The following is a 23,355-nucleotide window of genomic DNA, read 5'->3' on the forward strand; positions in this document are numbered from 1 at the left end:
GCCCGGTCCCCGTCCAAAGTCGTATGTCGCGCCCGGCCGGGGGCGCGGACAGCAGAGCACCGCCTGGCTCCCCTCAGGTGTCGGGGGAGCTGACACAACCAGACGGGAACCGGTGTACTACCGTGATCCGTTGATCACCCGCACAAGTTCATTTCGTCGACGTCGCGGTGCACGGGAAGCCGGAAAACTCCTCCAAGCGAGGTGGGGGGAGACGTCTCTGGCCGGGACGCCCGTCACCAACGGGAACGGTGTGCTCTGTTCACTCGTGCACGCTCGTGCGCGCTCATATGACCGCGTACACGAACAGATAAGAACCCCCGCGGGGATCCGGGGGTCCTGGGCATCAACGCGAGGGCTGCTCTGGCGGCGCTCCTCGCGATCAGCGTGCTCGGGGTGTTGGCGCTGCTTGGTTACGTCGCCTTCGGCTTCCTGGACGCGGCTGTGACCGCCTACGCGGGATCACCGTGTCCAGGCGCGTTCGCGCAGCAACCGGATGCCGTTGAGGGCGACGAGGACGGTGGACCCCTCGTGTCCGGCCACCGCGAGAGCAAGCGGCAGTGTGGCCACCAGGTCCCAGGTCACCAGCACCACGATGAAGGTGCCCGCGATGCACAGGTTGGCGATCACGAAGCGGCGCGCCCGACGGGACAGGGCGACCAGTCGGGGCAGGGTCGCCAGGTCGTCACGCACCACGATGGCGTCGGCGGTGTCCAGTGCCAGGTCCGAGCCGCGCCTGCCCATGGCCACACCGGTGGTGGCCGCTGCCATCGCCGGTGCGTCGTTGACCCCGTCGCCCACCAGCAGAACCCGGGAGCCGGCCTCCTCCTGCTCCTTGACCAGTGCGGCCTTGTCCTGGGGCAGCAGTCCGGCGTGCACGCGGTCGATGCCGACGGCCCGGGCCACCTGGGCGGCGGTGGCGGCGTTGTCCCCGGTGAGCAGGTGCACCGGCCGGGTGGTGAGCGCGTCCAACTCCTCGACCGCGCGGGCGGACTCGGGCCTGAGGGTGTCGATCAGGGTGATCCGCCCCCATAGCTCACCGTCCACGCTGACCTGTGCCTGGGTGCTCGCCGGTCCGTCGGGGTCGACGGGAGCGCGCTCCACTCGGACACGGGCCCCGTCCACGGTCGCGCTCACTCCGACACCGGGAAGAGACACGAAGTCCTCCACCGAGGAAGGCGGGGCCGCCCCGTGCTGGTCGGCGTGGGCGCGGATGGCGCGGGCAAGCGGGTGCTCGCTGTCGTGTTCGGCCGCCGCGGCCGCGGCCAGGACTCCGTGCGTGGTGTGACCAGTTTCCGGTAGCACCTCGGTGACCTGGGGTTCGCCCCGGGTGAGGGTGCCGGTCTTGTCGAAGGCCACCAGGTCGGTGCGCCCGATCTGTTCCATGACGGTGGCGGACTTGACCAGCACTCCGTGGCGTCCGGCGTTGGCGATCGAGGCCAGGAGCGGCGGCATGGTCGACAGCACCACCGCGCAGGGGGAGGCGACGATCATGAAGACGATCGCGCGGAGCAGGGCCGCCTCGAAGTCATGGCCCAGGAAAAGCAGGGGAATGCCGAGCACGAGCAGCGTGCCCACGACGACCAGGACCGAGTAGCGCTGTTCGATCTTCTCGATGAAAAGCTGGGTCCTGGCCTTGGTGGCCGAGGCCTCCTCGACGAGGGTGACGATCCGGGCGATCACCGACTCCCCCGCCGGTCGGTCCACCCGCACTCTCAGGGCCCCGGTGCCGTTGACGGTGCCGGAGAGGACTTCCTCCCCCACACCACGGGGAACCGGGACGGATTCTCCGGTGACGGCCTGCTGGTCGACCTCGCTCAGTCCGTGGACGACGGTGCCGTCGGCGCCCACCCGCTCGCCGGGGCGTACCAGGATGGTGTCGCCGACTCGCAGCTGGGAGGTTTCCACGACCTCTTCGTGCTGGGCGCCCGCGGTGATGTCGAGCCGTACGGCGCGTTCGGGTGCCAGGTCGAGCAGTGCGCTGACCGAATCGGCGGTGCGCTGGGTGACCACGGCCTCCAGGGCGCCGGAGGTGGCGAAGATGACGATGAGCAGGGCGCCGTCGAAGACCTGGCCGATGGAGGCCGCGGCGATGGCGGCGACGATCATCAGCAGGTCCACGTCCAGGGTGCGCTCCTTCAGGGCGCGCAGCCCGGACAGGGCCGAGTCCCAGCCCCCGGTGACGTAGCAGGTCAGGTAGAGGGTCCACCACACCCAGGCCGGGGCGCCCAGGATCTGGGCGGCCCAGCCGACCAGGAACAGGGCCAGCGCGGCGGCGGCCCAACGTACCTCGGCGAGCCGGATGCCGGTGGCGAACAGTGACGGAGTGCGGGCCCGGGGGTGTTGGGCGGAGAGGTCCACGGGGCCCGAGGTGAGGGTCACGCGCGACCGTCCGAGCTCTGGTCGGTGGGCCGCGGGGCCGCGATGCGGGCGCGGTGGTGGGCGGGTTCGACTTCCAGGGCGTGCTCGGCCTGGAAGACGGCGTCGGCGACCAGCTTGCGCGCGTGTTCGTTGGCCAGGCTGTAGTACATCCGGTTGCCCTCGCGGCGGCAGGCCACGACGCGGCCGATGCGGAGTTTGGCCAGGTGCTGGGAGACCGAGGGGCCGGGTTTGCCGAGTCGGTCGGCCAGTTCGTTGACCGACAGTTCACCGCCGCGCAGGGCGAGGATGATGCGGACCCGGGTGGCGTCGGCCAGGAGGGAGAGGATCTCCACCGCGTACTCGACGTAGGGGCTGTTCTCGTCGAGACTGCATGGATGCGTATCTGCGTTCATGCGCAGATTCTATAGATAAGCACATCGCGAGACAATCCCCCGCCTGCTTCACGCCCGCCGCCCGACATCACCGCACCCGCCACCGGGACAGCCACCCCGGGGTGGACGCGGACACCCCCCGGGCCGACCGCGCGCGTTTGCGGCGAGAACACCATTCTCACTAAAATGATAACCGTTATCATTAGACGTCTCTCGGCACCGAGCTCGCTCGGGGCGGTCACCGCGGCCGGTCTCTTGCGGTCGACACCGGTGAAATCCGCGTCCGAGCGAGGAGGACACGCCATGAGCGGTTCCGGCGCACACGGCTCGCACACACGCCAGGTCTCCGTCGTGGTGACGGTCGTGTTCGTCATCCACCTCGGTCAGATGACGCTCAACCCGATCATCGCCCCGCTGGCACGCGAGGTGGGCCTGTCCGAATGGCAGATCGGCGTCACCATCAGCACTGCCGCACTGATGCTCGTCCTCACCTCGGCCCCGTGGGGGCGACGGTCACAGACCCGGGGCCGCAAACCAGTACTGGTCGCCTCCATGCTCATCGCCCTGACCGCCATGGTGCTGTTCGTCCTCGTCGCACACCTGGGCATGTCCGGAGTCCTGACCGGAACCGCGCTGTTCGCGCTGTTCGTGCTCCTGCGCGGTGCGCTTTTCGGTCTCGCGATCTCAGCGGCCGTCCCCACCGCACAGGGCTACGTCGCCGACGTCACCCACGACGAGCAGAGCCGTGTCTCAGGCATGGCGCGAATCGGTTCCGCCCAGGGACTGTCCATGATCGGTGGTTCCCTCATCGGCGGTGTACTCGCCGGGTTCGGTGTGATGGTCTCCCTGACCGCCGTCCCCGTCCTTGTGGCCGCGGGCCTGTTCCTCGCGGCGGTGGTCCTCAGGAGCGAACCCAGGGCGACGCCCATCGAGGCTCCGGTTCCGGTAAGAGCGGCCGATCCGCGCCTGTGGCCGTTCCTCGTCGCCGGGTTCGGCATGTTCACCGCGCTCGGTTTCATCCAGGTGATCACCGGGTTCATCGCGCAGGACCGTTTCGGTCTCGATGCCTCCACCACCGGTGTGGTCACCGGCGGGGCGCTCCCGACCGCGAGTACCGCTCTGTACAGCCTGTGGCCGCCCTTGCCGATCCTCACCGGCGGCATCACCATGCTCGCCGTCTTCGCGTTCGTCCTCCTGCACCCCGTCTGCGCCGTGTTCCCGGACAACCGCCGGTGCAGGCGCGGCGATCGGGGTAACGAGCGCGGACCAGGCCAGCGCGAGCGCCCCTCTCCCGGACGACACGGCCCAGGCGCCGTCTTCGCCGACCCTTCCCTCACCTACCGGTGAGCGGAGAACGGATTCACCACCGGGCGGCCGTGAGCGCCCGGAGAAGGAGTAAACGAACATGGACCCCGCCCAGTTCTGGTCGACCGGCGACTACGCCGTCGTCGGAGACCTGTGGAGCGCCCCCGGACGCGAGCTCGCCGCCGCTCTCCCCGCTCGGGGGCACGACGTCATCGACCTCGCCACGGGCACTGGCGCGACCGCTATCGCGGCGGCCCGGCACCAGGCGCGCTCCGTGGTGGGCGTCGACGTCGCGCGGCCCCTGCTGGAGGTGGCACGGCACCGTGCCCGCACAGCGGGCGTCGACGTCACCTGGCTCGAGGCCGACATGGCCTCCGTCCCCTGGCCCTCGGGGTCAGCGGACCTGGTGACCTCGACATTCGGGCTCATCTTCGCCGCCGAACCGCAGGTCGCCCTGACCGAGGCACGACGGCTGACCCGCCCGGGCGGACGGATCGTGTTCACGAGCTGGTCGGGTACCGGCCTGTTCGGCCGGATCCGCCAGACCCTGGCGCCCTACTTCCCCGACGCACCCGAGCCCTGGCACGAGACCCGGGAGGACATCGTTTCCGTCACCGGCCCGGACACGAAGGTCACCGAACAGGTCTTCACCATGACCGTGGCCTCACCGGAGCGGTTCGTCGATCTGATGCACCGTCACAGCGCACCCATCATCCGCGGCGCGCACGCCATGGGAGACCGTTGGCCGCGGGCCCGCGCCCAGCTCGTCGACCTCGTCCGCGCAGCAGGGCAAGAGAACGGGAGCGAGTTCCGGATCCCGGTCGGCTACCTGGTGACCACCCTGGAGGTGTGAGCGCGACTGTCCGCGGTTGTCCGATCGGCACGGCACAGGCGCCGGTGGGTTCGGCCACGGCCGCGGGCCCCTCACCCTGCGGCCGTGGCATGCGAACCCTGCCCGTTGAAGCTACCGGGCCGCACCGGGGTCAGGGGGCAGCTAGTCCGTTTCGCAGAAGACGTCATGCTCGGGCAGGACCCCGTCCACGAAGTAGCGGTGGAGTAGGGGAACTCCAGTTCCGGGGCGAGGAACAGGAACGGCGGCAGCCCCTCGGTGCCGATCGGGCCTGGTGGGTTGACGCCCTCGTGCGGCCAGGCCGCGCAGGGCAGGTACTGCAGCCCCGGCCGTGGCCGGGGTTCTCGGAGAGGCCCACCGTGAACTCGGTGTATTCCTGGTAGCCCGCGAAGCCGTCGAAGGGCCGCCCGTCCGCGCGGACGTCCGCGGCCACGAGGTTGGGCATGTAGAAGATCTCGCCGGTGATCTCCTGGAACCGGATGGCGTCGCCGTTCTCCAGGGCGGAGCCGATCGCCTCGGCGAGCCACTCCCAGGAGAACTCGTTCCGGGCCAGGGACCCGCCCATCAGGGAAAGCTCGGCGCGCCCGTAGCTGACTCCGTCCGCGGGGAGCGGCTCCTCGGCGGCCCGCACGAGCAGTTCCTGCCACAGCTGCGCCACGTCCTGGCCGTGCAGCGCGCACTCCCCGTTGTCCGCGCACCACTGTCCGAACGCCGCGAACTGGGACTCCATCGCGGTCATGAACGCGATCTCCTGCTACTCGGGGTCGGAGACGTTGTCCACGATGCTGTCGAGGACCACCGACTCCAGCCGTTCCGTGTGCAGGTCGGCGTAGGCGGTCGCGCGCACCCCGCCGTGGGACTGCGCGTACAAGTTCAGCGTCTCCTCGCCCAGCGCGACCCGGATGGGCTCCATGTCCCCCACGTGCCGGAGGGTGTCCATGCTGTCGAACAGCTCCGGGTCCCGGTCGCGGCACTGGTCCATGACGGCCCGGTGCGCGGCCACAAGCTCGTCGAACTCCTCCCGGGTACCGGCGTCGACGAAGCCGGGGCCCTGGTAGCCGCACACGTCGTGGGGCAGGAGGTCGACGGTCGCGCCCGACACCCTGCGCGGGCTCCAGGCGACGACGTCGAAGTGTTCCCGTAGGTCGGCAACGGTCTCCAGTTCCTGGGAGAGGTCGGGAATCCCGGCGCCGCCGGGGCCACCGGCCACGTACAGGACCGTTCCTCGGCTCTGGCCCCCACCGGTGTGCGGCAGGGTCCCGACCTGGAGGCTGGTGGTGCGCCCTTCGGGGTTGTCGTGGTCGACGGGGATGGCGACCTCGGCGCACCGCATCTCCTCGGGGATCTCGATCTCGGGCGGCCCGTGGCCCTCCATGGGCGGTGGTAGGAGTTCGGCCTCGGTGCACTCACGCCACTCGATCCCGGCGCCGCCCTCGGATCCGCTGTCGGTGACCGCGCTGACCGTGCCGGCGTCGCCGGTGTCACCCCCGGCCGCCCCTGCGGGGGCCGCGGCGCATCCGGCCAGCAGGACGGCAGCGAGGGCCGCTCCGGCCAGGGATGTGGTGCGGTTGCGTCGCCGGGGCACAGGGGCGGTTGAAAGGCCGTTCGGGCGGTCTGGCACTGCACGCGGCATCGCGACACCTTCGGCTCGGTGGATCGGAGCAGGCCAACGTAGGCAGCCGTTCCGGGCCGGGGCATCTGCCAAAGCGCATACACCCGACCGTCGGGCGAAAACCCCGAGGGCTCCGGACCGACCCTGCTGGTAATTTGGTCCGCTATGAGCACATCCACCCCGCCGGACTGGCACGAGGCCAACCGGGCCCACTGGGACGAGCGGGTCCCCCTGCACGTCGCGAGCGACTTCTACGACCTGGGAGGGTTCCGCGCCGGAGCGGACGCGCTGCGCGACTTCGAGGTCGCCGAGCTCGGTGACGTGACCGGAAAGTCGCTGCTGCACCTCCAGTGCCACATCGGGCTGGACACGATGTCGTGGGCGCGCAACCACGGTGCCGCGCGCGTGGTCGGCCTGGACTTCTCCGGCCCGGCCGTGGAGAAGGCCCGGGAGCTCGCAGCCGAGATCGGGCTCGGGCCCGAGCGGGCCGTGTTCGTCGAGGCCGACGTGTACGACGCACCCTCAGCGGTCCCCGAGCCGACGTACGACATCGTCTACACCGGTACCGGTGCGCTGTGCTGGCTACCCGACATCGAGCGCTGGGCGCGGACCGCGGCCTCGTTGGTGGCCCCGGGCGGTTTCCTGTACCTGGCGGAGTTCCACCCGCTCACCGACATCCTCGACGACCAGACCGGAACCCGGGTCGTGTGCGACTACTTCACCCGGGACGCCCATGTGAGCGAGGAGTCCGGCACGTACGCGGAGCTGGGGGCGAAGACCGTCCACAACCGCAGCGTGGAGTGGCAGCACCCGCTCGGCGCGGTGGTCTCCGCGCTGGCCGCGGCGGGGCTGCGGTTGGACTTCCTGCACGAGCACGACGCCTCGCTCTACCCGCGGTTCGAGTCCTTCGAGCGTTCCGGAGACGGCTACTACCGCTTCCCGGACACACACGCCCGCATCCCGCTGATGTACTCCCTACGCGCGAGCAAGCCCTGATCACGGCAGTCATGCCCCCGGGGCCGGTGGGACGGCGGACGCTTCGACGTCCCCGCCTTCCGGCCCCGCCGCGTTCGATACCCCTTCAGCCACCACCACTGTCACACCTGTCACTCCGGTACCCGATTCCACTTATGGGAGCGTTCCCAAATTCTTCCCGAAACCCCTTGTTGGAACACGGAGCGCGATCGTACAGTCGCTTAACACTCATTCAGCAGGGTGCTCGGAACCCCGCAGGACCGCGCGTGACCCGCTGACCCGCGCGTGCCCGGGGCCCACCTCCCGCACCCCCTACCCCTTGGAGCACGATCATGAGCGACCGAACCGCCACGAGCGAAAGACCGGGCGGGACGAGCGCCCACGCCTCCCGCCGCACCCGCCGCACGGTCACCGCGGCCGTCGGCCTGGGAGCTGCGGCGGCGCTCACCGCGACCACCCTGGCCTGGAGCGGAAGCGACGTGACCGACAACAGCGAACTGACCTCCACCGAAACCTCGCAGGCCACGCTCGTGTGGTCCGACGAGTTCGACGGCGCGGCGGGCGACGCCCCCGACCCCGCGAACTGGAATCACGAGACCGGCGACCACGGCTGGGGCAACGAGGAGCTGCAGAACTACACCGCCGGCCGCGACAACTCCGCTCTGGACGGCGAAGGCAACCTCGTCATCACCGCCCGGCAGGAAGCCGACGGCGGCTACACCTCCGCTCGGATGACCACCCAGAACAACATCGAACACGCCTACGGCCGGGTCGAGGCCCGGATCAAGCTGCCGACCGGGCAGGGGGTCTGGCCCGCCTTCTGGATGCTCGGCACCGACTTCCCGGACACCCCGTGGCCGGACTCGGGCGAGATCGACGTCATGGAGCTCATCGGCAGCGAGCCCGGGACCGTCCACGGCACCGTGCACGGTCCCGGGTACTCCGGCGGCGGGGGCGTGGGCGCCTCCTACGACCACCCCGACGGCGGAGCCTTCCCGGACGACTTCCACGTGTACGCCGTGGACTGGGCGCCTGACTCCATCACCTGGTCGGTCGACGGTGTCGCCTACAACACGATCACTCCCGCCGACGTGGGCGGTGACTGGGTGTTCAACCAGGAGTTCTTCATGATCCTGAACGTCGCGGTGGGCGGTCAGTGGCCCGGTTACCCGGACGAGACCACCCAGTTCCCGCAGGAGATGGTCGTGGACTACGTGCGCGTGTACGACATGGAGTGACTCTTCCCTCTGGGCCCCTGACGGAGCCCTACTCTCCCTACCTCGACGGGGCCCTCGGATCCACCGAGGGCCCCGTTTCGCCCCCGCTCCTCCACGCGACCGCCTCTTTTCCGACGCCCTTCGGCATCCGATACCTACGGCGATGTTAGGTTCACGTCATGGACAGGCAGCCGGAACCGACACCGCGCGTCCCCCGCGAGGAGGCGCGGCGCCGTCTGCTCGCCGCCGGTGGAACGCTCCTGGCTCTGGCCCTGCTCGCCGGGTGCGGTCAGAGCGCCGACCTGGCCGGATCCGAGGCGGGGGCCGAGGAGAAGACCTACGGCGACGTGCCCGAGCTGCTCATCGTGGAGGTCGACGACGCCGACCTGGAGATCGTCCCCCACGAGGCGGAGCAGATCCGGGTGGTCCGCGAGGAAACGGGCAACGCGGGCGGAGACTGGGAACTGACCGGTGACACCCTCGAGCTGAAGATGGACTGCGGCACCTTCTCCGACTGCCGGGTCCGCTACGAGGTCTTCGTCCCGGCCGACACCGCGCTGTCGGTGGAGACCGACAACGGCGACGTCTCCGTGTCCGGGTTCAGCGCACCGGCCGAAGTCCGCTCCGGAAACGGCACCGTCGCCGTCTCCGATGTCACCGGCCCGCTCACCCTCACCTCCGGCAACGGCGACATGAACCTGTCCGGGATCGGTTCGGAGAGCCTGAGCGCGGCCACCGACAACGGCACCATCGACGCCGTCTTCAGCGAGGCGCCCGCGGAGGTGGAGGTCAGCACCAACAACGGCGCGGCGACGCTCGCACTGCCGGGCGGCCCCTACGCGGTCTTCGAGACGTTCGACGACGGCGAGGTGGTCAACGAGCTCCCCTCGGACGACACCAGCACCAGCACCGTCACCGCCCGGACCGACAACGGGACCATCACCCTGGTCCCGACCAGCTGACCCGGGCCCGGACCGAGCCCGCCGGAGCCGCTTCGTGCCGGGCATCCCCGCCACGGGGAACGGGCGGGCCAAGAGGGCCCCGGAACGGAACACCGGTGGGAAGACGGCCGGGTCCGGCCACCTCTGCACAGGGTGATTCCCTGGGATCGGGACGGGTGTTGCCCTAGACTCTCGGCGCGTACCCGTGTTCGACCCGACCGTGCTGCTTCGCCCCGCAGCGCCGACCGGTTGACCGCCCCCCGACGGGAGCTCGAATGTCCCCCGACAACACCGGCCTGGACCTGGCCCTGATCGTCCTGCCCCTCCTGGCGGGTGTGCTCGGGCTCTGCCTCGTCGGACGGTTCCCCCGGCCCAGGGGCACCGCGATCACCGGCCTGATCCTGATCGTCCTCGGACCGCTCTCGGACGTGTTCGTGTACGGCGGGCTCAGCGGCCCCCTGTTCTCGGCGGGCCTGTACGACGTCGTTTTCGTCCTGGGCCACGTGGGGACGGCGCTCACCGCGACCGGAGTGCTGCTCCTGGGGCTGGCCGCCACCCGAGGCCCGCGCAAGCCCGCGCACGAACACCGGCCGCCGCAGCCCCGTCCGGGTCATCCCGGCCACCCCGGACCTCCCGGGTATCCCGGGCAACACAGTGGCCGGGGTTACCCCGCGGGTCACCACCCCCACCAGCGCGGACCGCACGGAGGGACTCACTGATGGCGCTTCCCTCGATCTTCTTCACGGTTCTGGACCTCGCCCTGGCGCTGTTCTTCGCGGTCACGGGCGTGCTGATCCTGGCGCGCGCACGCAGGGTGCCCCGGGCACGCGGGGTCCTGCTGACCGCGGCCGCGCTGATGCTCCTCTACGCGATCTGGTCCGCGACCGTGCGGACCATCATGCTCACCTATCCCCCGATCCTCGCCGTCCCCGGTGAGACCCCGCCCGAGCTGTCCCCCGTCCAGGCCTTCAACTACGAAGTCCTCCAGCCCGCCTGGTACTACGCGAACGGCCTGTTGGTGGTCGCCGTCGTCGTCCTGTTGCTGATCGCGCTGCCCCGCTCCCGCACCGCGAACGAGCAGACCGGCCCGGGCCCCGCAGGGCCGCACCCGTACCGGCCCGGCCCGCACCAGGCACAGACGTCCGGAGACCAGCACCGAGGACCCCGACCCCAGGGACCCCCGCCACCGAGCCGGCCGCCCCACGGCGACCCCCAGCGGCAGGCGGGCCCGCCACCGCACCCGCGGTCGGGGCCGCAGCCTCAGCAGTACCCGTATCCCCAGGTACCGCAGGTCCCCCAGACGCCGCACGGACCACAGGGTTCCACAAGGCCCCAGGAAGCGTTCCCGCAACAGCAACCGCCGCCCGCACCGCCCAAGCGCCCCGGTCGGCACCGCGCCCCCGAGCCCCCGGAGTAACCGCGCGCTTCCCGCACATGACTCTCGTCCCATGTCGCCGACGAGCACCGCTGACGGCCTCCGTCCCTGTCGGCGCCGGGCTGTTCGCGGTCGGCATCCTGGTGTGGCTGACGGTCACCGACGCCCAGGAGGCACAAACGTGGAACTGACCGAGGAGATCCGGAAACAGGCCCGGGTCATCTGGGACTACCAGCACCTGAACCAGGAACCGCGCCGCTGCGACGTCGCGATAGTCCTGGGCAGCCACGACCTGGGCGTGGCCACCTGCGCCGCGGACCTGTACCACCGAGGCTGCTTCCCCCGCATGGTGATCACCGGCGCCAACAGCCCCTCGACCCTGGCCCGCTTCCCCCGGGGCGAGGCCGTGCACTACCGCGAACACGCCCTGGAACTGGAAGTGCCCGATTCCGTGATCCTGGTGGAGCCGGAAGCGACCAACACCGGGGAGAACCTGCGCCTGGCCCGCGCCCTGATCGAACGTGAGGGGATCCCCGCGCGGAGCGTGATGTTGGTGTGCAAGCCGTACATGGAGCGCCGCGCGCACGCCACCGCCCGGGTGTTGTGGCCCGAGGCGGACACGGTGTGCGCCTCGGCGCGCATCGGGTTCGACGACTACCTGGTGACCGTGGGCGACGACCGGCTGGTCATGGACACAATGGTCGGTGACCTGCAAAGGGTGATGGAGTACCCGGCCCGCGGTTTCGCCGCCCCACAGGAGGTCCCCGACCACGTCCGGGAGGCCTACACCTTGCTGGTCGCCGCGGGCTTCGACGGCCACCTCATCGAATCCTGAGCCTGGGCACGTGCTCCGGGCGCTAGCCTGCGGCCCATGGCACCCACCAGTTCCCCTGACACCAGGCTGGTCGTCATCCGAGGCAATTCCGGTTCCGGTAAGGGCACGACCGCCATGGCTCTGCGCTCCCGGTACGGGCGCGGGATCGCCCTGGTCGGCCAGGGCAACCTGCGCCGACACCTCCTGCGCGAGCGGGACCGGCCCGGCCTGGCCAGTATCGGGCTGATCGACCTGACCGTCCGGTACTGCCTGGACCAGGGCTACCACTTGACATCCTCCCCTGCCTGAAAGAGCAGGGGATTCCAGCTACCAACTCAGGAAGAGTGGGAGTTGCTGAGGTTCACGGGCGCTTGACCGCGGACGCGGTATCACCCCTATCCGCCCGTCAGACAGGGCGGCGGTGATGGCCACACCCCGATCAACACCCACCACCGACCCATCTCCGGGTCCCGGGATCGGGTCGGGGAGGGTCGCGAAGGCCACATGCCACAACCCGTCCCTGTGGGTGATACGCAAGGACTTGGCGTCGGGCAGCTCCCGGCGGGCCAGCCGAAACCTCACCCACCCGCAGCCGGGCACCTTGACCTGATCCCACTTCCTGTTCAGCTTCCGCACCAGGGCCTTGCGGTGCATCACCTGCTTGCCCTTGGCGTTCAACAACGGCTCACCCTCGGAGGTGAAGGCGGGGACCCGGCCGGTGCCGATCAGCCGGAACCCCTCGTTCCGGTACTTCTTCCGCCACTTCAGGTAACCGTGGCTGCCACCCAGAAAGTTGGAGATCGCCTGGTCGAAGTCCTTCAGAGCCTGCTGCTGAATCACCACGTTGCCCGAGGCCACCCAGGAATACTCCGCAGCCGACTCCGAATCCAGGTCGCTCGTGTCGGTCTGGCGGACCTGGGTGAGCATCCGGCTCATCGCCGCGAACCTGGGCGGCTTCGAAACCCGGGCCCCGCCCTTGCGATAGGTGGAGTTGACCTCCAACGCCAGGTTCCACACATACCTGGCGTGCGCGCAGTGATCGAGCACCTGCTGCTCCTGCGCGCTGGTGGGGTACAACCGGAACCTGGACCCGAACAGCAACCTAGCCTCACCAACCGTGTCCCGGAGGGTTTCCAGATGTGCTGGGACCGATCCGTACTCAGAGCGGCACACCGAAGGCCGGGAGCCCCAGGACCCGCTACCGGGGAAGGGGCATTCACCCTGGCTCTGAAGGACCAGGCGCCCCGCCCAACAACACGGTGGTGGTCGAGGGCGTCTTGCCCGCCGACCAGTACACGGACATGCTTGCGTCCCTGACCGCCGACCACCGCGGAATCTCACGCTGTTACTACTTCGACGTCCCCTTCGAGGAGACGCTGGTTCGGCACGCCACGAAGCCGGGGATGGAGGCTGTGTACGAGGAGCACCTGCGCGAGTGGTGGTCGTACATGGACCTGCTGCCGGGCGGGGTGGAGGAGATCCTGGGCACCCGGTTCTCAGCCGAGGAGCACGCTCGCCAGATCCTGCACGCGGTCGGCCTGGAGCGCGATCCAACAGGACAGGAGGAGCAGGCAGAGCCAGCAGAAACAGCGAAGGAGGGGCCGAGAAACGCTCCCCTCCACTCTTGATCTATAGCGCGCCCCGGGGCTTGCGGCAAGACCCGGGTCATGCCGCACAATCGTTCTTCGTGGCCCGAAACTCCAGGTGAGCGGGCCACATCGGGCCCGGGAACCGGGCCCGTCGAGCGGGGAGGGCGCATGGTGGACGTGCTCGTCGTCGGTAGCGGGCCGAGCGGGTTGATGCTCGCCGGTGAGCTGCGGCTGCACGGGGTTCGGGTACTCGTACTGGAGCGGGACGCGGAGCCGACCAGGGTGGTACGCGCGCTGGGCCTGCACGCGCGCAGTATCGAGGTGATGGACCAGCGCGGCCTGTTGGAGCGGTTCCTCGAGCTGGGCCAGAAGTACCCGGTCGGCGGTTTCTTCGCGGGCATCGCCGCGCCACCACCGGAGGGGCTGGACACCGCGCACGGTTACGTCCTCGGTATCCCGCAGCCCGTGACCGACCGTCTGCTGGCCGAGCGCGCCACCGAGCTCGGCGCCCGGATCAGGCGCGGCTCGGAACTGGTCGGGCTGGAGCAGGACGAGCACGGGGTGAGCGTCGAGCTGGCCGACGGCACACGGCTGCGTTCGCGTTACGTGGTCGACTGCGACGGCGGCCGCAGCACGGTGCGCAAGCTGCTCGGGGTGGGGTTCCCCGGTGAACCGTCCCGGACGGAAACGCTGTTGGGCGAGATGGAGGTGACCGCGCCGCCGGAGACGGTCGCCGCCGTGGTGGCCGAGGTCCGCCGGACCCAGAAGCGGTTCGGGGTAGATCCCATGGGGGACGGGGCGCACCGTGTGGTCGTGCCCGCCGACGGGGTGACCGAGGACCGCGCGGTCGCACCCACCCTCGACGACTTCCGGAAACAGCTGGTCGAGGTGGCCGGTACCGACTTCGGGGTGCACTCGCCACGTTGGCTGTCCCGCTTCGGCGATGCCACCCGGTTGGCCGAGCGCTACCGGGTCGGCCGGGTGCTGCTGGCCGGGGACTCGGCGCACGTCCACCCGCCGACCGGCGGCCAGGGGCTCAACCTCGGGGTGCAGGACGCGTTCAACCTGGGCTGGAAACTGGCCGCCGAGGTCAACGGCTGGGCGCCGGAGGGGTTGCTGGACAGCTACGAGGCCGAACGGCGCCCGGTCGCCGCCGACGTACTGGACAACACCCGTGCGCAGATGGAGCTGATGTCCACCGAACCCGGCCCCCGGGCGGTGCGCAGGCTCGTCACGGAGTTGTTGGACATCGACGGGGTGAACCGGTACCTGACCGAGAAGGTCACCGCGCTCGGCGTCCGCTACGACCTCGGCGAGGGGCACGAGCTGGTCGGGGCCCGGATGCGCGACATCGGTCTGAAGCGGGGGCGCCTCTACGGGATGCTGCACCAGGGCCGCGGCCTGCTCCTGGACCAGACCGGGCGGCTCTCGGTGCAGGGCTGGGCGGACCGGGTCGACCACGTCGTGGACACCAGCGAGGAGCTGGACGTACCCGCCGTACTGCTGCGTCCGGACGGCCACGTGGCGTGGGCCGGGGAGAACCAGCGGACTCTGACCGAGGCGCGGCCGAGGTGGTTCGGAACCACCGGGTGAGGCCGGTGCCGAACCCGGCACGGAGCCGCCCCGGCTCCGATAACCTGCCGCCGGAAAGCGACGAAGGGATCGAGATGGACGAGGTCCAGGACCTGCCCGAACGCAGCCGCGAGGTGGCGCGGGCCCTCGAAGCGCTCGGGGCGCGAGGGCGGGTGCGTGCGCTGCCCGCCTCCACCCGCACCGCGGCGGAGGCCGCCCGGGCGCTGGGCTGTGAGGTCGGCGCGATCGCCAACAGCCTGGTGTTCGTGGCCGATGACAAGCCGCTGCTGGTGATGACCAGCGGTCGGCACAAGGTGGACGTCACCCTGCTGGCCGAGCGCCTGGGAAAGACGTGTATCCGGCGCGCCGCACCGGAGGAGGTCCGGGCCTCGACCGGCCAGGCCATCGGTGGGGTCGCGCCCGTCGGCCACCCGGTCCCGGTGGAGACCGTGGTGGACCCCGCTTTGGCCGACTACCCCACCCTGTGGGCGGCGGGCGGAACCCCGAACACCGTCTTCCCCACCGGCCACGCCGAACTGCTCCGTATCACCGGCGGAACCGAGATCGCGGTCAACTGAACACGGGCGTCGGCGGTCGTCTCCCAGGACGGCCGCCGGCCCCGAACCCCACGGGTGGTCTGCGCGGTCGGCGCTCAACCGGTCACCGGATAGACGCGAAGTGCATCGTCGTCCTGCTCGAACTCGACGGCGATCGTGCCGTTGGTCAGGTCGGGGGCGACCGGCGGATCGATGACCAGGTCCGAGCCGTCCTCGAGGTCGAGGATGATCGGATCTCCCTCGACCTTCGCGTAGAGGGCCCCCTTCCATGCGCTGACCGGTTCGGTGGAGCGGCGCTCGGAACCGGGGGAGAACTCGTCCGCCCAGAGGGCCTCGCCCTCCTCGGTGTCGATCGCGACGATCGTGACCAGGGAGTTCTCCACGACCCAGCAGGCGAGTCTCCCCTCCTGGTCGAAGGAGCAGGAGGCTTCGCCCCAATGCGCGCGTTCGGGGTGGACCCCGCCGACGGACGGGTCGTGATTGACGCTGTAGTCGGCGATTCCCGTCGCCGTGTCGAACAGGCCGATCATGCCGCCGCCGCTACCGAGATCCCAGGGTTTACGGCTGTAGGAAGCAGTGGCGTAGAAACGCCCGGGCCCGGCGTATCCGAGCCGGTGCAGGTCGTAGCCGTTGAGGGATCCGTGCACCATGACCATCTCCCCGGGTTCGGGGTCGGTTTCCAAGAAGGCGGAGTACTCGCTACGGGCCTGTTCAGAGCGGGTCTGGTGCTCGCCCTCAGCCCAGGTCTCCCAGACCTGCTCCCCGGTCTGCGCGTCGAGTCCGTACAGACGGTGGACATCGTAGAGATCCGTACCGGAGTCCTCGGCGCTGGCCACCACGACGCCGTCGTCGACCAGCCGGGCGCTCTTCCCCTCCTGGGACCACAGGAGGCCGCCGTCCCGCACGTCGACGGCCCAGACCCCGCCGCCGCCCAGGATCAACACGTCACCGTCCAGGCCCACCGAATACGACCCGTAGTCGGCGTCGTCGGTCACCTCGTGCCAGAGAAGGTCACCTGACAGCAGGTCGACCGCCAGCAGTTCCCGCACATAGGTGTCCTGCGCGGTTCCCTCCCCCGGGGACAGCGTCCGGTAGGAGCCGACGGCGATGAGTGCCTCCCCGTGCTCCAGGATCACGACGGACCGTGCTTCGGGCGAACCGTACTCGGTGGAAACGTTCCAGAGCCGGTCGTCGTCCACCACGTCGTGTGCGGTGAACGCGTACTCTCCCGCGTGCACGAGAACCGGCCCGTGAACGGCGACAGAGGCCGTACCGGCCCCGGCGGCGGGCTGGATGTGCACCCCGTTCGGATCGAACTCCAGGGCGGGCACATGCTCCTCGAACTCCCCGAAACCGAGGTCGGGCCCGGCCCCGGGGATGCGTCCCTCATCGGGGTTCTCCCGTTGGTCCCGCACCAGGCCGCAGGAAGTGGCCGTCAGGGTGAGGACGGCCAGTGCGGCCAAGGCCGCCCGCCGTGCCCGGGGCATGCGCCCGATCTTCATTTTTGTTGCTCCGTGGGGGGTGCGGATGTGCCGAGTGAGATTCTAGGGACGTCTCGTCACTTCGCAACCACGAATGGTCACCGGGGTACGGAGGTGGATTCCGGGGAGGCGTGGTTCGGGGTACGGACCAGGAACGCGGCGACGAACACCCCGAGCAGGCACACCGCCGCGATCACCGCGTAGACCGTGCCGGTGGCCTGGCCCAACGCGGTCAGTGCGGGCGCCGCTCCCGGCCCGCCGACGGTGGAGAGGGAGGCGGTGAACGCGGCGCCCAACCCCAGGGTTCCCACAGCCGCGCCGAGCGGAAAACTGCTGTTGACCACGCCCGTGGCCATGCCCACCCGTTCGGCGGGCACCACCGCGGTGGCCACCGCCATCAGCGGCGCGTTGACCGCCCCGTTGGCCAGCCCCCACAGGGCCATCGTCGGCAGGTACCAGAGCGGGTCGTGCGCGTTCCACGCCTGCCAGGCGAACACCGCTCCGCCCGCGGTGAGGAAGACGAAACCGAAGGTCATCACCGACCCCGCGGAGAACCGGGCCTGGGCCTTGCCCGCGGCCAGGGCGCCGACGACGGTGCCCACGCCCACCGGGAGGATCAGCAGGCCGGTCTCCAACGGGTTGAGTCCGTGCCCGTCCTGGAGGTTGAGGACGAAGTACACGGTGCCGCCGATCAGGCCCACCCGGGTGAGGACGGCCAGGACGGTCACCCCGAGGAAGGACCGGATCCGGAACAGGGCCAGGTCGAGCACGGGAAGGGCAGTCCGGCGCTGGTGCAGCGCGTACCCGAGGGCGAACGCGGCGGCCGACCCGGTCCACACCGCGGCCCACCAGGAGCCGCCGTCCTGCGCCGCGGTCAGTCCCAGGTTGACCAGGAGCAGCACCAGGGCGACCAGTACCGCGCCGGTCCAGTCGAACCCCGCTCCCCGGGCCCGCCGCGTGTCCGGGCTCAGCACACGCACGCCGACCAGCAGCGCGGCGGTCCCGATCGGCAGGTTGACGAGGAACATGGACCGCCACCCGGCCGTTTCCACCAGGAATCCGCCCAGGACCGGGGCGAGCGTGGCGGCGGCCATCAGCGAGGCCGTCCACACCGCTATCGCCATCGGCCGCCGGTCCTCGTCGTAGGCGCGGCTGAGCAGGGGCATCACGTTCGCGGACACCACCGCCGCGGCCGCCCCCTTGACCAGCCGGAACGCCACCAGCGAGGTCAGGTCCCAGGCCAGGCCGCACAGCAGGGAGGCGACCGTGAACACGACCACGCCCCACAGGAACATCGTGCGCGCGCCGATCCGGTCGCCGAGCGAAGCGGCGGGCAGGACGAGGGTGCCGAAGGCGAGGGTGTAGCCGACCACGACCCACTGGAGGCCGACGAGCGTGGCCCCGGGCAGGTCGGCGCCGATCTGTGGCAGGGCGACGGCGACGATGGTCAGGTCGACCGCCATGAGGGCGGCGGCGATGACCAGGACCGCCAGTGTCCAGGCTGATGAGGGGGATGCGGCGGTTTTCATCGAGCTCCAACACGGGGAGGAGGGTGTCGGGTCCGCGGGGACGGGCCAAGGCTAGTTCGGGTCGGGTGGGGCGGTGACACCAGACCCCTGCTTCACGGTCAGTCGACCGGGTAGCCGTTCTGGGCCAGGCAGGCGTCGTTGTCGACGAACCCGTGGGCGGTATCGCAGGGATCCATGCCCTCAGGGCGGTAGAACGGGTCGTCGGGGATCGGGATCGTGTCCTCGGGCGGAGGAGCGGGGTCCGGCTGGAGGCTCGGCGCCTGGGGTGCCTGGGGCTCTTGGTGAATGCTCGAACCCGTGGCGGTGGCGCTGGCCGGAGGTTCGGGGTCACGGGGCTCGGGCGGCCGGCGCTCCTCGGGTTCGACGAAGAACTCCCGTTCGGGTGCGTCCTCCTCGACCGGGGTCTGGGCAGCGCACGCGCTCAGGATCAGGGCCCAGGACAGGGTCAGGGCCGCTGCGGCAAGACCGGAAGGACGCATTTGCACTCTCCTGCGTCAACAGAGGTAAGGACGCCGCCGGGGGTTGGCCGGTTGTCCGGCTATGTAACCGTTCAGCTCTCAGCGACGCAAGAGCTTGCCGATCGCCCAGGCGACGAGGCCGCAGACGGCTCCGACGAGGGTTCCGGTGACCAGGCTGCTCAGCGCCGCGAAGCCGCGTGTGAACACCTCCTGGAGCGCGGGCGAGAGTCCGCTGAGATTTCCCCCGAGGCTCGGCGGCGCACCCTCCCAGGTGGTGTTCCACAGGATCTGGTGCCCGAGCATGAGAAGAACCCCGTACACCGCGCCCACCGTCAGGAGGGTCAGGAACGGGTTGGGCACCCGGCGCCACAGCACCACGGCGATCCACACGAGCGGTGGCACGAACACGAACAACGAGTTGACGAAGGTGCCCTCCTGGATGATCCCGAGGTCGTGCAGGACCACCCGGGGCGCGGCGATCAGCGCGAGGGTGACGACGGCGAGGAACGGCAGTCCCAGCCCTGGGCGCTCGCCGGGCTGACGGGACCGGTTGGTCTGAGGGGGCTGGCCGGACGACGGGGAACGGTCTGCTGAGTCCATGCCCCCACGCTAGGAACGCCGGGCCCGGAGCACGTCAGCCCCGGGTCTCGACCGGCTACGTCGAGGGGCCTCACCCACTCCCCGCCTACGTCGTACCCGGCCCGCGCGGGGCGGCGTGCGATACGGTCGCCGCGAAGCTCGGGCCCGCGCGCCCGCCCCGGGAAGGACGCCCCACATGACCAGAACCGGTTGGATCGCGGCCGCGGTCAGCACGGGGTTCGCCCTGATCGTCGGGTTCGGTGCCGGCTGGTGGACCCAGCGGGCCGCCACGGACTCACCCGGCCCCGCCCCGGCCACCCAGCGACCGCACCCCGACGACGTCGAGGACCGGCCCGAGACCGGGTTCGAGACGGTCGTCGTCGGCCTGGACGAGACCCACGACTTCGGTGACGGCCTCACCGTCAACCTGAGCGGTTTCGAGCGCGGGGTCGAGCAGGGCGGGGTCGACCCGGTCACCGGGCAGGAGGGCGACCTGCCCTACCTGTCCTGGACGGTGGAGGTCGCCAACGGGGGCGACAAGGCCGTGCCGACCGGCCTGGTGACCAGGTCCTGTTCGGTCGGTGACCCGCTGCGCGAGTCCGGTTCCCCGGTCCTGGGCGAGAGCGTGAACCCGCCCGACAGTCTGGACCCCGGCCGGTCCGGCTCCTGGGACGAGGACTGCTGGGCGGACGAGGGGGACACCCAGATCCAGTACACGGTCGAGTTCCATGACCAGGACTTCGTCCCGCTCTACCCGCCGGTGACCTTCGCGGGCACGGTCGACTGACAACGGCGGGCCTGCCTTCCCGAGTCGGGGAAGGCGGGCCCGTGTCGTCTGACCGGTGAACTGGTCTACCCGGCCCGGGGCTATCCGGTGAACAGGGCGGCCGCCTGGATCGCGGTGCGCGTGACCCCGTACCCCAGGGCCGCGACCACGACCACCCACAGGAAGATCGCGGCGGCCTTGGACGCCCGGTCACGGGTGCTCTGCTCCATCGGTTTCTCCTTCACCGACTCCATCGGGGCTCCTTCGGCGGGTTCGGCGAGCGGGGTCACACGCGCTCACGGGACGGGTCGGTGGTCGTGTGCTCCGCCTCCGGGGCCGGCCCGGCCTTCGGCAGCGGCCGCACCAGCGCGTTGGCCAGGAACCCGACCGCCATCACGCCCACCATCAGGTACAGCGAGAAGGTGTAGAGGTCGGCGCCGGAGCGGCCCGCCGCGAGCTGCTGGTCCGCGATCACGTTGACGATCAGCGGTCCGGCGATCCCCGCGCACGACCAGGCGGTGAGCAGGCGGCCGTGGATGGCCCCGACGTTGAAGGAGCCGAACAGGTCCTTCAGGTAGGCGGGGATGGTCGCGAAGCCGCCGCCGTAGAAGGACAGGATGACGCCGGTGACCGCCACGAAGAACACCACCGAGTTGGTCCCGGCCACGGCGATCAGCAGGTAGAGCAGGCCGCCGATGCCCAGGTAGCCGATGTAGGTGCGCTTGCGGCCGAGGGCGTCCGAGGTGGAGGACCACACGAAGCGCCCGACCATGTTGCACAGGGACAGGAAGCCGACGTAGCCCGCGGCCTCGGCCGGGCCGACGCCGCCGAAGAAGTCCTGGACCATCGGCGCGGCCTGTTCGAGGATGCCGATGCCCGCGGTGACGTTGCAGAAGAGCACGATCCACAGGAGCCAGAACTGGCGGGTGCGGAAGGCCTTCTCCACGCTCACGCCCTCGGAGGCGGGCTCCGCGGCTGGGGTGCCCGCGCTGTCCGCCGGGGGCTCCCAGCCGTCCGGCCGCCAGCCGGGCGGCGGGACCTTGACGATCATCGCGCCGAGCATCATGGCGGTGAGGTAGACGGCGCCGAGGATGAGGAAGGCCGGGACGATGGCGTCGGCGGGGGTCTCTCCGAAGCGTTCCAGGAGCGCGGCGGACAGGGGTGAGGCGATGAGCGCGCCGCCGCCGAAGCCCATGATCGCCATGCCGGTGGCCATGCCGGGCCGGTCGGGGAACCACTTGATCAGGGTGGACACCGGGGAGATGTAGCCGATGCCGAGGCCGATGCCGCCGAGGAAGCCGTAGCCGAGGTAGAGCAGCCACAGCTGACCGGTGGCCACGCCCAGGGCTCCGACCAGGAAGCCGGTGCCCCAGAACAGGCCGGAGACGAACATGGCCTTGCGCGGCCCGTTGCGCTCCACCCACTTGCCGCCGAAGGCGGCGGACAGCCCCAGCATCACGATGGAGATGCTGAAGACCACGCCGATGGCGGTCAGCGTGGTGTCGAAGCGCTCGACCAGCGGGGTCTTGAAGACGCTGAACGCGTACACCTGACCGATGGACAGGTGGACCGCGAGTGCTGCGGGCGGAATGAACCAGCGGCTGTAACCGGGCGGAGCGACACTCTTGTCACGATCGAGAAACGACAGCACTGACCATCCTCACGATTGATTTTCCGGCCCGGAATACTTATCCACTTGCCCTGCTTTCCGCATCAGCGGCAACAAGCACGCGCCATCGTCACACCTTTTGTGACAGAAATCAAATACACGTTTATTGTCAAGCGATAAGCGTTGTTTATCGAGGAGCGCACAGGTGTGCGGAAGCTGCCCCGGAGACTGTCCCGGACACGCCAGAAGGCACCCGCCGGATGTACCGAGAGCGCTCCCGGCGGCTGTCAGAGAGTGACCTCGGGGGCGAGTCCGGTGGGGTGGTAGCGGTCGATCCGGGCCTGCGGATCGGTGTCGGACAGGGTGTCCAGGAGGGCGCGGGCCAGGATCGGTTCGGGCTCCCGGTCCGCGACGACCAGACCGATCTGTTTGCTGACCTCGGGTTCCACCAGCGGGATCGCGCGCATGCCCTCGGGTACGGAGTGCAGGGCCAGCCAGGCGTGCGGCATCACCGCCGACCACCGGTTCTCCTTGACGTACGAACACAGTGCGCTGACCGAGTTGGTCTCGACCTTGGGCACGGCCTCCACCCCCGCCCGGCGAAAGGCCTGGTCGATGATGCGGCGGTTCTGCATGTCCGAGGACAGCAGGCACAGCGGCACCTCGGCCGCCTCGGCCCAGGTGATGGTCTCGTGATCGGCGAGCAGACCGTGTTCGGCGGTGAGCAGGGCGTAGCGCTCACGGTAGACGGGGTGCTTGCGCACGTGCTCCAGGGGTTCGTTGTCCACGTAGGTCAGACCGACGTCGATCTGGTAGTCGGCCAGGCCGCGCTGGATCTCGTTGGAGGTCATGGAGGCGATCGACAGGGTGACCATCGGGTGGCGTTCGCAGAAGGCGCTGGTGATGAGCGCGATCGAGCTCAGGGTGGTCGGTATGGCCCCGATGCGCAGGCGGCCGCTGAGCCCTTCGCGCAGGCTCCTGACGTTGTCCACCAGGGTGTCGTGCTCGGCCAGGACCCGCTGCGCCCAGGCGACGATCCGCTCCCCCTCGTGGGTGAAGCCGATGAACCGGTTGCTCCGCCGGACGATGGGGACTCGGAACTCCGCCTCCAGCTTGCGGATGGCGGCGGACAACGCGGGCTGGGACACATGGCACGCCTGGGCCGCACGGGCGAAATGCCGTTCCTCGGCCAGCGCGGTCAGGTACTTCAGCTGGCTCAGCAACATCGCGCAAGAATACATGCGCCCGATCCCGGCAACAACAACGTTCAAGTCCTTGATATCGTTCGGTCCATTCAGTCGCAAAAATCTGGGCCGCAAACATTCGGGACCTCTGGACAGAGGCCGACTCGGTGAGAGAATTCGAACTGTGACACA

26 protein-coding genes are annotated in these 23,355 nt (G+C 70.0%); 14 read left to right on the forward strand and 12 right to left on the reverse strand.

The window, feature by feature from the left end; genetic code table 11:
* Positions 1–459 precede the first annotated feature (459 nt).
* A complete protein-coding gene (locus tag HNR07_RS09125; protein WP_184364331.1) occupies positions 460–2,379 on the reverse strand; it encodes a heavy metal translocating P-type ATPase in 1,920 nt (639 codons plus the stop codon).
* On the reverse strand, positions 2,376–2,771 hold the full coding sequence (locus HNR07_RS09130; RefSeq protein WP_184364333.1) for an ArsR/SmtB family transcription factor: 396 nt from the start codon (positions 2,769–2,771) through the stop codon (positions 2,376–2,378). The genes HNR07_RS09125 and HNR07_RS09130 overlap by 4 nt, the downstream gene beginning before the upstream one ends.
* A gap of 282 nt (positions 2,772–3,053) precedes the next feature.
* Between HNR07_RS09130 and HNR07_RS09135 the strand changes: the two genes are divergently transcribed.
* Both HNR07_RS09135 and HNR07_RS09140 read left to right on the forward strand, forming a co-directional pair.
* Complete coding sequence (locus HNR07_RS09135) at positions 3,054–4,097, forward strand: MFS transporter (protein WP_184364335.1); 1,044 nt, start codon at positions 3,054–3,056, stop codon at positions 4,095–4,097.
* Positions 4,098–4,155: 58 nt separating this feature from the next.
* The gene (locus HNR07_RS09140; protein ID WP_184364336.1) at positions 4,156–4,908 is read left to right on the forward strand and encodes a class I SAM-dependent methyltransferase; all 753 of its coding nucleotides are present in this window, start codon (positions 4,156–4,158) and stop codon (positions 4,906–4,908) included.
* A 163-nt stretch (positions 4,909–5,071) separates the two neighbouring features.
* Here the strand turns inward: HNR07_RS09140 and HNR07_RS09145 are convergent, their stop codons facing one another.
* Positions 5,072–5,644 (reverse strand): hypothetical protein, encoded by a 573-nt coding sequence (locus tag HNR07_RS09145; RefSeq protein ID WP_184364339.1) that lies wholly within the window; start codon positions 5,642–5,644, stop codon positions 5,072–5,074.
* 15 nt (positions 5,645–5,659) lie between these two features.
* Entirely contained in the window at positions 5,660–6,490 is an 831-nt protein-coding gene (locus HNR07_RS09150; RefSeq protein WP_184364341.1) for an alpha/beta hydrolase family protein, read from the reverse strand.
* 192 nt (positions 6,491–6,682) lie between these two features.
* Between HNR07_RS09150 and HNR07_RS09155 the strand changes: the two genes are divergently transcribed.
* The 8 genes from HNR07_RS09155 to HNR07_RS09185 all read left to right on the forward strand — a co-directional run bounded on the left by HNR07_RS09155 (position 6,683) and on the right by HNR07_RS09185 (position 12,148).
* Positions 6,683–7,513 (forward strand): class I SAM-dependent methyltransferase, encoded by an 831-nt coding sequence (locus tag HNR07_RS09155; protein ID WP_184364343.1) that lies wholly within the window; start codon positions 6,683–6,685, stop codon positions 7,511–7,513.
* Between the two features lie 311 nt (positions 7,514–7,824).
* Positions 7,825–8,730, forward strand: coding sequence for a glycoside hydrolase family 16 protein (locus tag HNR07_RS09160; RefSeq protein ID WP_184364345.1), 906 nt, complete (start codon positions 7,825–7,827; stop codon positions 8,728–8,730).
* Between the two features lie 158 nt (positions 8,731–8,888).
* A complete protein-coding gene (locus HNR07_RS09165) occupies positions 8,889–9,671 on the forward strand; it encodes a DUF4097 family beta strand repeat-containing protein (RefSeq protein ID WP_184364347.1) in 783 nt (260 codons plus the stop codon).
* Between the two features lie 254 nt (positions 9,672–9,925).
* A complete protein-coding gene (locus HNR07_RS09170) occupies positions 9,926–10,369 on the forward strand; it encodes a hypothetical protein (protein WP_184364349.1) in 444 nt (147 codons plus the stop codon).
* Positions 10,369–11,067 (forward strand): hypothetical protein, encoded by a 699-nt coding sequence (locus HNR07_RS09175; RefSeq protein ID WP_184364351.1) that lies wholly within the window; start codon positions 10,369–10,371, stop codon positions 11,065–11,067. Before HNR07_RS09170 ends, HNR07_RS09175 begins: the two co-directional genes overlap by 1 nt.
* 17 nt (positions 11,068–11,084) lie before the next feature.
* Positions 11,085–11,216 (forward strand): hypothetical protein, encoded by a 132-nt coding sequence (locus HNR07_RS35540; protein ID WP_281386388.1) that lies wholly within the window; start codon positions 11,085–11,087, stop codon positions 11,214–11,216.
* Entirely contained in the window at positions 11,207–11,860 is a 654-nt protein-coding gene (locus HNR07_RS09180) for a YdcF family protein (protein WP_312893700.1), read from the forward strand. The genes HNR07_RS35540 and HNR07_RS09180 overlap by 10 nt, the downstream gene beginning before the upstream one ends.
* Positions 11,861–11,896: 36 nt before the next feature.
* Positions 11,897–12,148, forward strand: coding sequence for a P-loop NTPase family protein (locus tag HNR07_RS09185; protein WP_246420197.1), 252 nt, complete (start codon positions 11,897–11,899; stop codon positions 12,146–12,148).
* Positions 12,149–12,166: 18 nt separating this feature from the next.
* On the opposite strand, the gene HNR07_RS09190 is transcribed toward HNR07_RS09185, so the two are convergent.
* Entirely contained in the window at positions 12,167–12,916 is a 750-nt protein-coding gene (locus HNR07_RS09190) for a helix-turn-helix domain-containing protein (RefSeq protein WP_246420201.1), read from the reverse strand.
* 185 nt (positions 12,917–13,101) lie between these two features.
* Here HNR07_RS09190 and HNR07_RS09195 point away from each other — a divergent pair, with 185 nt between their 5' ends.
* The 3 genes from HNR07_RS09195 to HNR07_RS09205 all read left to right on the forward strand — a co-directional run bounded on the left by HNR07_RS09195 (position 13,102) and on the right by HNR07_RS09205 (position 15,578).
* Complete coding sequence (locus HNR07_RS09195) at positions 13,102–13,467, forward strand: P-loop NTPase family protein (protein ID WP_184364355.1); 366 nt, start codon at positions 13,102–13,104, stop codon at positions 13,465–13,467.
* Positions 13,468–13,596: 129 nt separating this feature from the next.
* Positions 13,597–15,021: a rifampin monooxygenase gene (gene rox / locus HNR07_RS09200; RefSeq protein ID WP_184364357.1), complete on the forward strand. Its 1,425-nt coding sequence runs from the start codon at positions 13,597–13,599 to the stop codon at positions 15,019–15,021.
* 74 nt (positions 15,022–15,095) lie between these two features.
* On the forward strand, positions 15,096–15,578 hold the full coding sequence (locus HNR07_RS09205) for a YbaK/EbsC family protein (RefSeq protein ID WP_184364359.1): 483 nt from the start codon (positions 15,096–15,098) through the stop codon (positions 15,576–15,578).
* Between the two features lie 74 nt (positions 15,579–15,652).
* On the opposite strand, the gene HNR07_RS09210 is transcribed toward HNR07_RS09205, so the two are convergent.
* The 4 genes from HNR07_RS09210 to HNR07_RS09225 all read right to left on the reverse strand — a co-directional run bounded on the left by HNR07_RS09210 (position 15,653) and on the right by HNR07_RS09225 (position 19,625).
* Positions 15,653–17,044: an outer membrane protein assembly factor BamB family protein gene (locus HNR07_RS09210; protein WP_246420204.1), complete on the reverse strand. Its 1,392-nt coding sequence runs from the start codon at positions 17,042–17,044 to the stop codon at positions 15,653–15,655.
* Positions 17,045–17,136: 92 nt separating this feature from the next.
* On the reverse strand, positions 17,137–18,567 hold the full coding sequence (locus tag HNR07_RS09215) for an MFS transporter (RefSeq protein WP_184364363.1): 1,431 nt from the start codon (positions 18,565–18,567) through the stop codon (positions 17,137–17,139).
* A 98-nt stretch (positions 18,568–18,665) separates the two neighbouring features.
* On the reverse strand, positions 18,666–19,046 hold the full coding sequence (locus HNR07_RS09220) for a hypothetical protein (protein WP_184364365.1): 381 nt from the start codon (positions 19,044–19,046) through the stop codon (positions 18,666–18,668).
* Positions 19,047–19,124: 78 nt separating this feature from the next.
* Positions 19,125–19,625: a hypothetical protein gene (locus HNR07_RS09225; RefSeq protein WP_246420207.1), complete on the reverse strand. Its 501-nt coding sequence runs from the start codon at positions 19,623–19,625 to the stop codon at positions 19,125–19,127.
* 175 nt (positions 19,626–19,800) lie between these two features.
* Here HNR07_RS09225 and HNR07_RS09230 point away from each other — a divergent pair, with 175 nt between their 5' ends.
* Positions 19,801–20,391 carry a hypothetical protein gene (locus tag HNR07_RS09230; RefSeq protein WP_184364367.1) on the forward strand — a complete coding sequence of 197 codons (591 nt, stop codon included), beginning with the start codon at positions 19,801–19,803 and terminating at the stop codon, positions 20,389–20,391.
* A gap of 80 nt (positions 20,392–20,471) precedes the next feature.
* On the opposite strand, the gene HNR07_RS09235 is transcribed toward HNR07_RS09230, so the two are convergent.
* The 3 genes from HNR07_RS09235 to HNR07_RS09245 form a co-directional block, all read right to left on the reverse strand.
* Entirely contained in the window at positions 20,472–20,624 is a 153-nt protein-coding gene (locus HNR07_RS09235; RefSeq protein ID WP_184373091.1) for an MFS transporter small subunit, read from the reverse strand.
* 32 nt (positions 20,625–20,656) lie between these two features.
* Positions 20,657–22,021 (reverse strand): L-lactate MFS transporter, encoded by a 1,365-nt coding sequence (locus HNR07_RS09240; RefSeq protein WP_184364369.1) that lies wholly within the window; start codon positions 22,019–22,021, stop codon positions 20,657–20,659.
* A gap of 245 nt (positions 22,022–22,266) precedes the next feature.
* Positions 22,267–23,205, reverse strand: a complete 939-nt coding sequence (locus tag HNR07_RS09245; RefSeq protein ID WP_184364370.1) for a LysR family transcriptional regulator — start codon at positions 23,203–23,205, stop codon at positions 22,267–22,269.
* Positions 23,206–23,355 lie beyond the last annotated feature (150 nt).

The organism is Nocardiopsis metallicus (assembly GCF_014201115.1).
Classification (GTDB): Bacteria; Actinomycetota; Actinomycetes; order Streptosporangiales; family Streptosporangiaceae; genus Nocardiopsis; species Nocardiopsis metallicus.

What these genes read in the sequence shown, in the direction of transcription:
- HNR07_RS09220 (WP_184364365.1), bottom strand. Translation starts at nt 19,046, where the DNA reads ATGCGTCCTTCCGGTCTTGCCGCAGCGGCCCTGACCCTGTCCTGGGCC.
- HNR07_RS09205 (WP_184364359.1), top strand. Translation starts at nt 15,096, where the DNA reads ATGGACGAGGTCCAGGACCTGCCCGAACGCAGCCGCGAGGTGGCGCGG.
- HNR07_RS09185 (WP_246420197.1), top strand. Translation starts at nt 11,897, where the DNA reads ATGGCACCCACCAGTTCCCCTGACACCAGGCTGGTCGTCATCCGAGGC.
- HNR07_RS09210 (WP_246420204.1), bottom strand. Translation starts at nt 17,044, where the DNA reads ATGCCCCGGGCACGGCGGGCGGCCTTGGCCGCACTGGCCGTCCTCACC.
- HNR07_RS09230 (WP_184364367.1), top strand. Translation starts at nt 19,801, where the DNA reads ATGACCAGAACCGGTTGGATCGCGGCCGCGGTCAGCACGGGGTTCGCC.
- HNR07_RS09145 (WP_184364339.1), bottom strand. Translation starts at nt 5,644, where the DNA reads ATGACCGCGATGGAGTCCCAGTTCGCGGCGTTCGGACAGTGGTGCGCG.
- HNR07_RS09160 (WP_184364345.1), top strand. Translation starts at nt 7,825, where the DNA reads ATGAGCGACCGAACCGCCACGAGCGAAAGACCGGGCGGGACGAGCGCC.
- HNR07_RS09245 (WP_184364370.1), bottom strand. Translation starts at nt 23,205, where the DNA reads ATGTTGCTGAGCCAGCTGAAGTACCTGACCGCGCTGGCCGAGGAACGG.
- HNR07_RS09155 (WP_184364343.1), top strand. Translation starts at nt 6,683, where the DNA reads ATGAGCACATCCACCCCGCCGGACTGGCACGAGGCCAACCGGGCCCAC.
- HNR07_RS09225 (WP_246420207.1), bottom strand. Translation starts at nt 19,625, where the DNA reads ATGGACTCAGCAGACCGTTCCCCGTCGTCCGGCCAGCCCCCTCAGACC.
- HNR07_RS09175 (WP_184364351.1), top strand. Translation starts at nt 10,369, where the DNA reads ATGGCGCTTCCCTCGATCTTCTTCACGGTTCTGGACCTCGCCCTGGCG.
- HNR07_RS09165 (WP_184364347.1), top strand. Translation starts at nt 8,889, where the DNA reads ATGGACAGGCAGCCGGAACCGACACCGCGCGTCCCCCGCGAGGAGGCG.
- HNR07_RS09135 (WP_184364335.1), top strand. Translation starts at nt 3,054, where the DNA reads ATGAGCGGTTCCGGCGCACACGGCTCGCACACACGCCAGGTCTCCGTC.
- HNR07_RS35540 (WP_281386388.1), top strand. Translation starts at nt 11,085, where the DNA reads ATGACTCTCGTCCCATGTCGCCGACGAGCACCGCTGACGGCCTCCGTC.
- HNR07_RS09130 (WP_184364333.1), bottom strand. Translation starts at nt 2,771, where the DNA reads ATGAACGCAGATACGCATCCATGCAGTCTCGACGAGAACAGCCCCTAC.
- HNR07_RS09170 (WP_184364349.1), top strand. Translation starts at nt 9,926, where the DNA reads ATGTCCCCCGACAACACCGGCCTGGACCTGGCCCTGATCGTCCTGCCC.
- HNR07_RS09215 (WP_184364363.1), bottom strand. Translation starts at nt 18,567, where the DNA reads ATGAAAACCGCCGCATCCCCCTCATCAGCCTGGACACTGGCGGTCCTG.
- rox (WP_184364357.1), top strand. Translation starts at nt 13,597, where the DNA reads ATGGTGGACGTGCTCGTCGTCGGTAGCGGGCCGAGCGGGTTGATGCTC.
- HNR07_RS09140 (WP_184364336.1), top strand. Translation starts at nt 4,156, where the DNA reads ATGGACCCCGCCCAGTTCTGGTCGACCGGCGACTACGCCGTCGTCGGA.
- HNR07_RS09235 (WP_184373091.1), bottom strand. Translation starts at nt 20,624, where the DNA reads ATGGAGTCGGTGAAGGAGAAACCGATGGAGCAGAGCACCCGTGACCGG.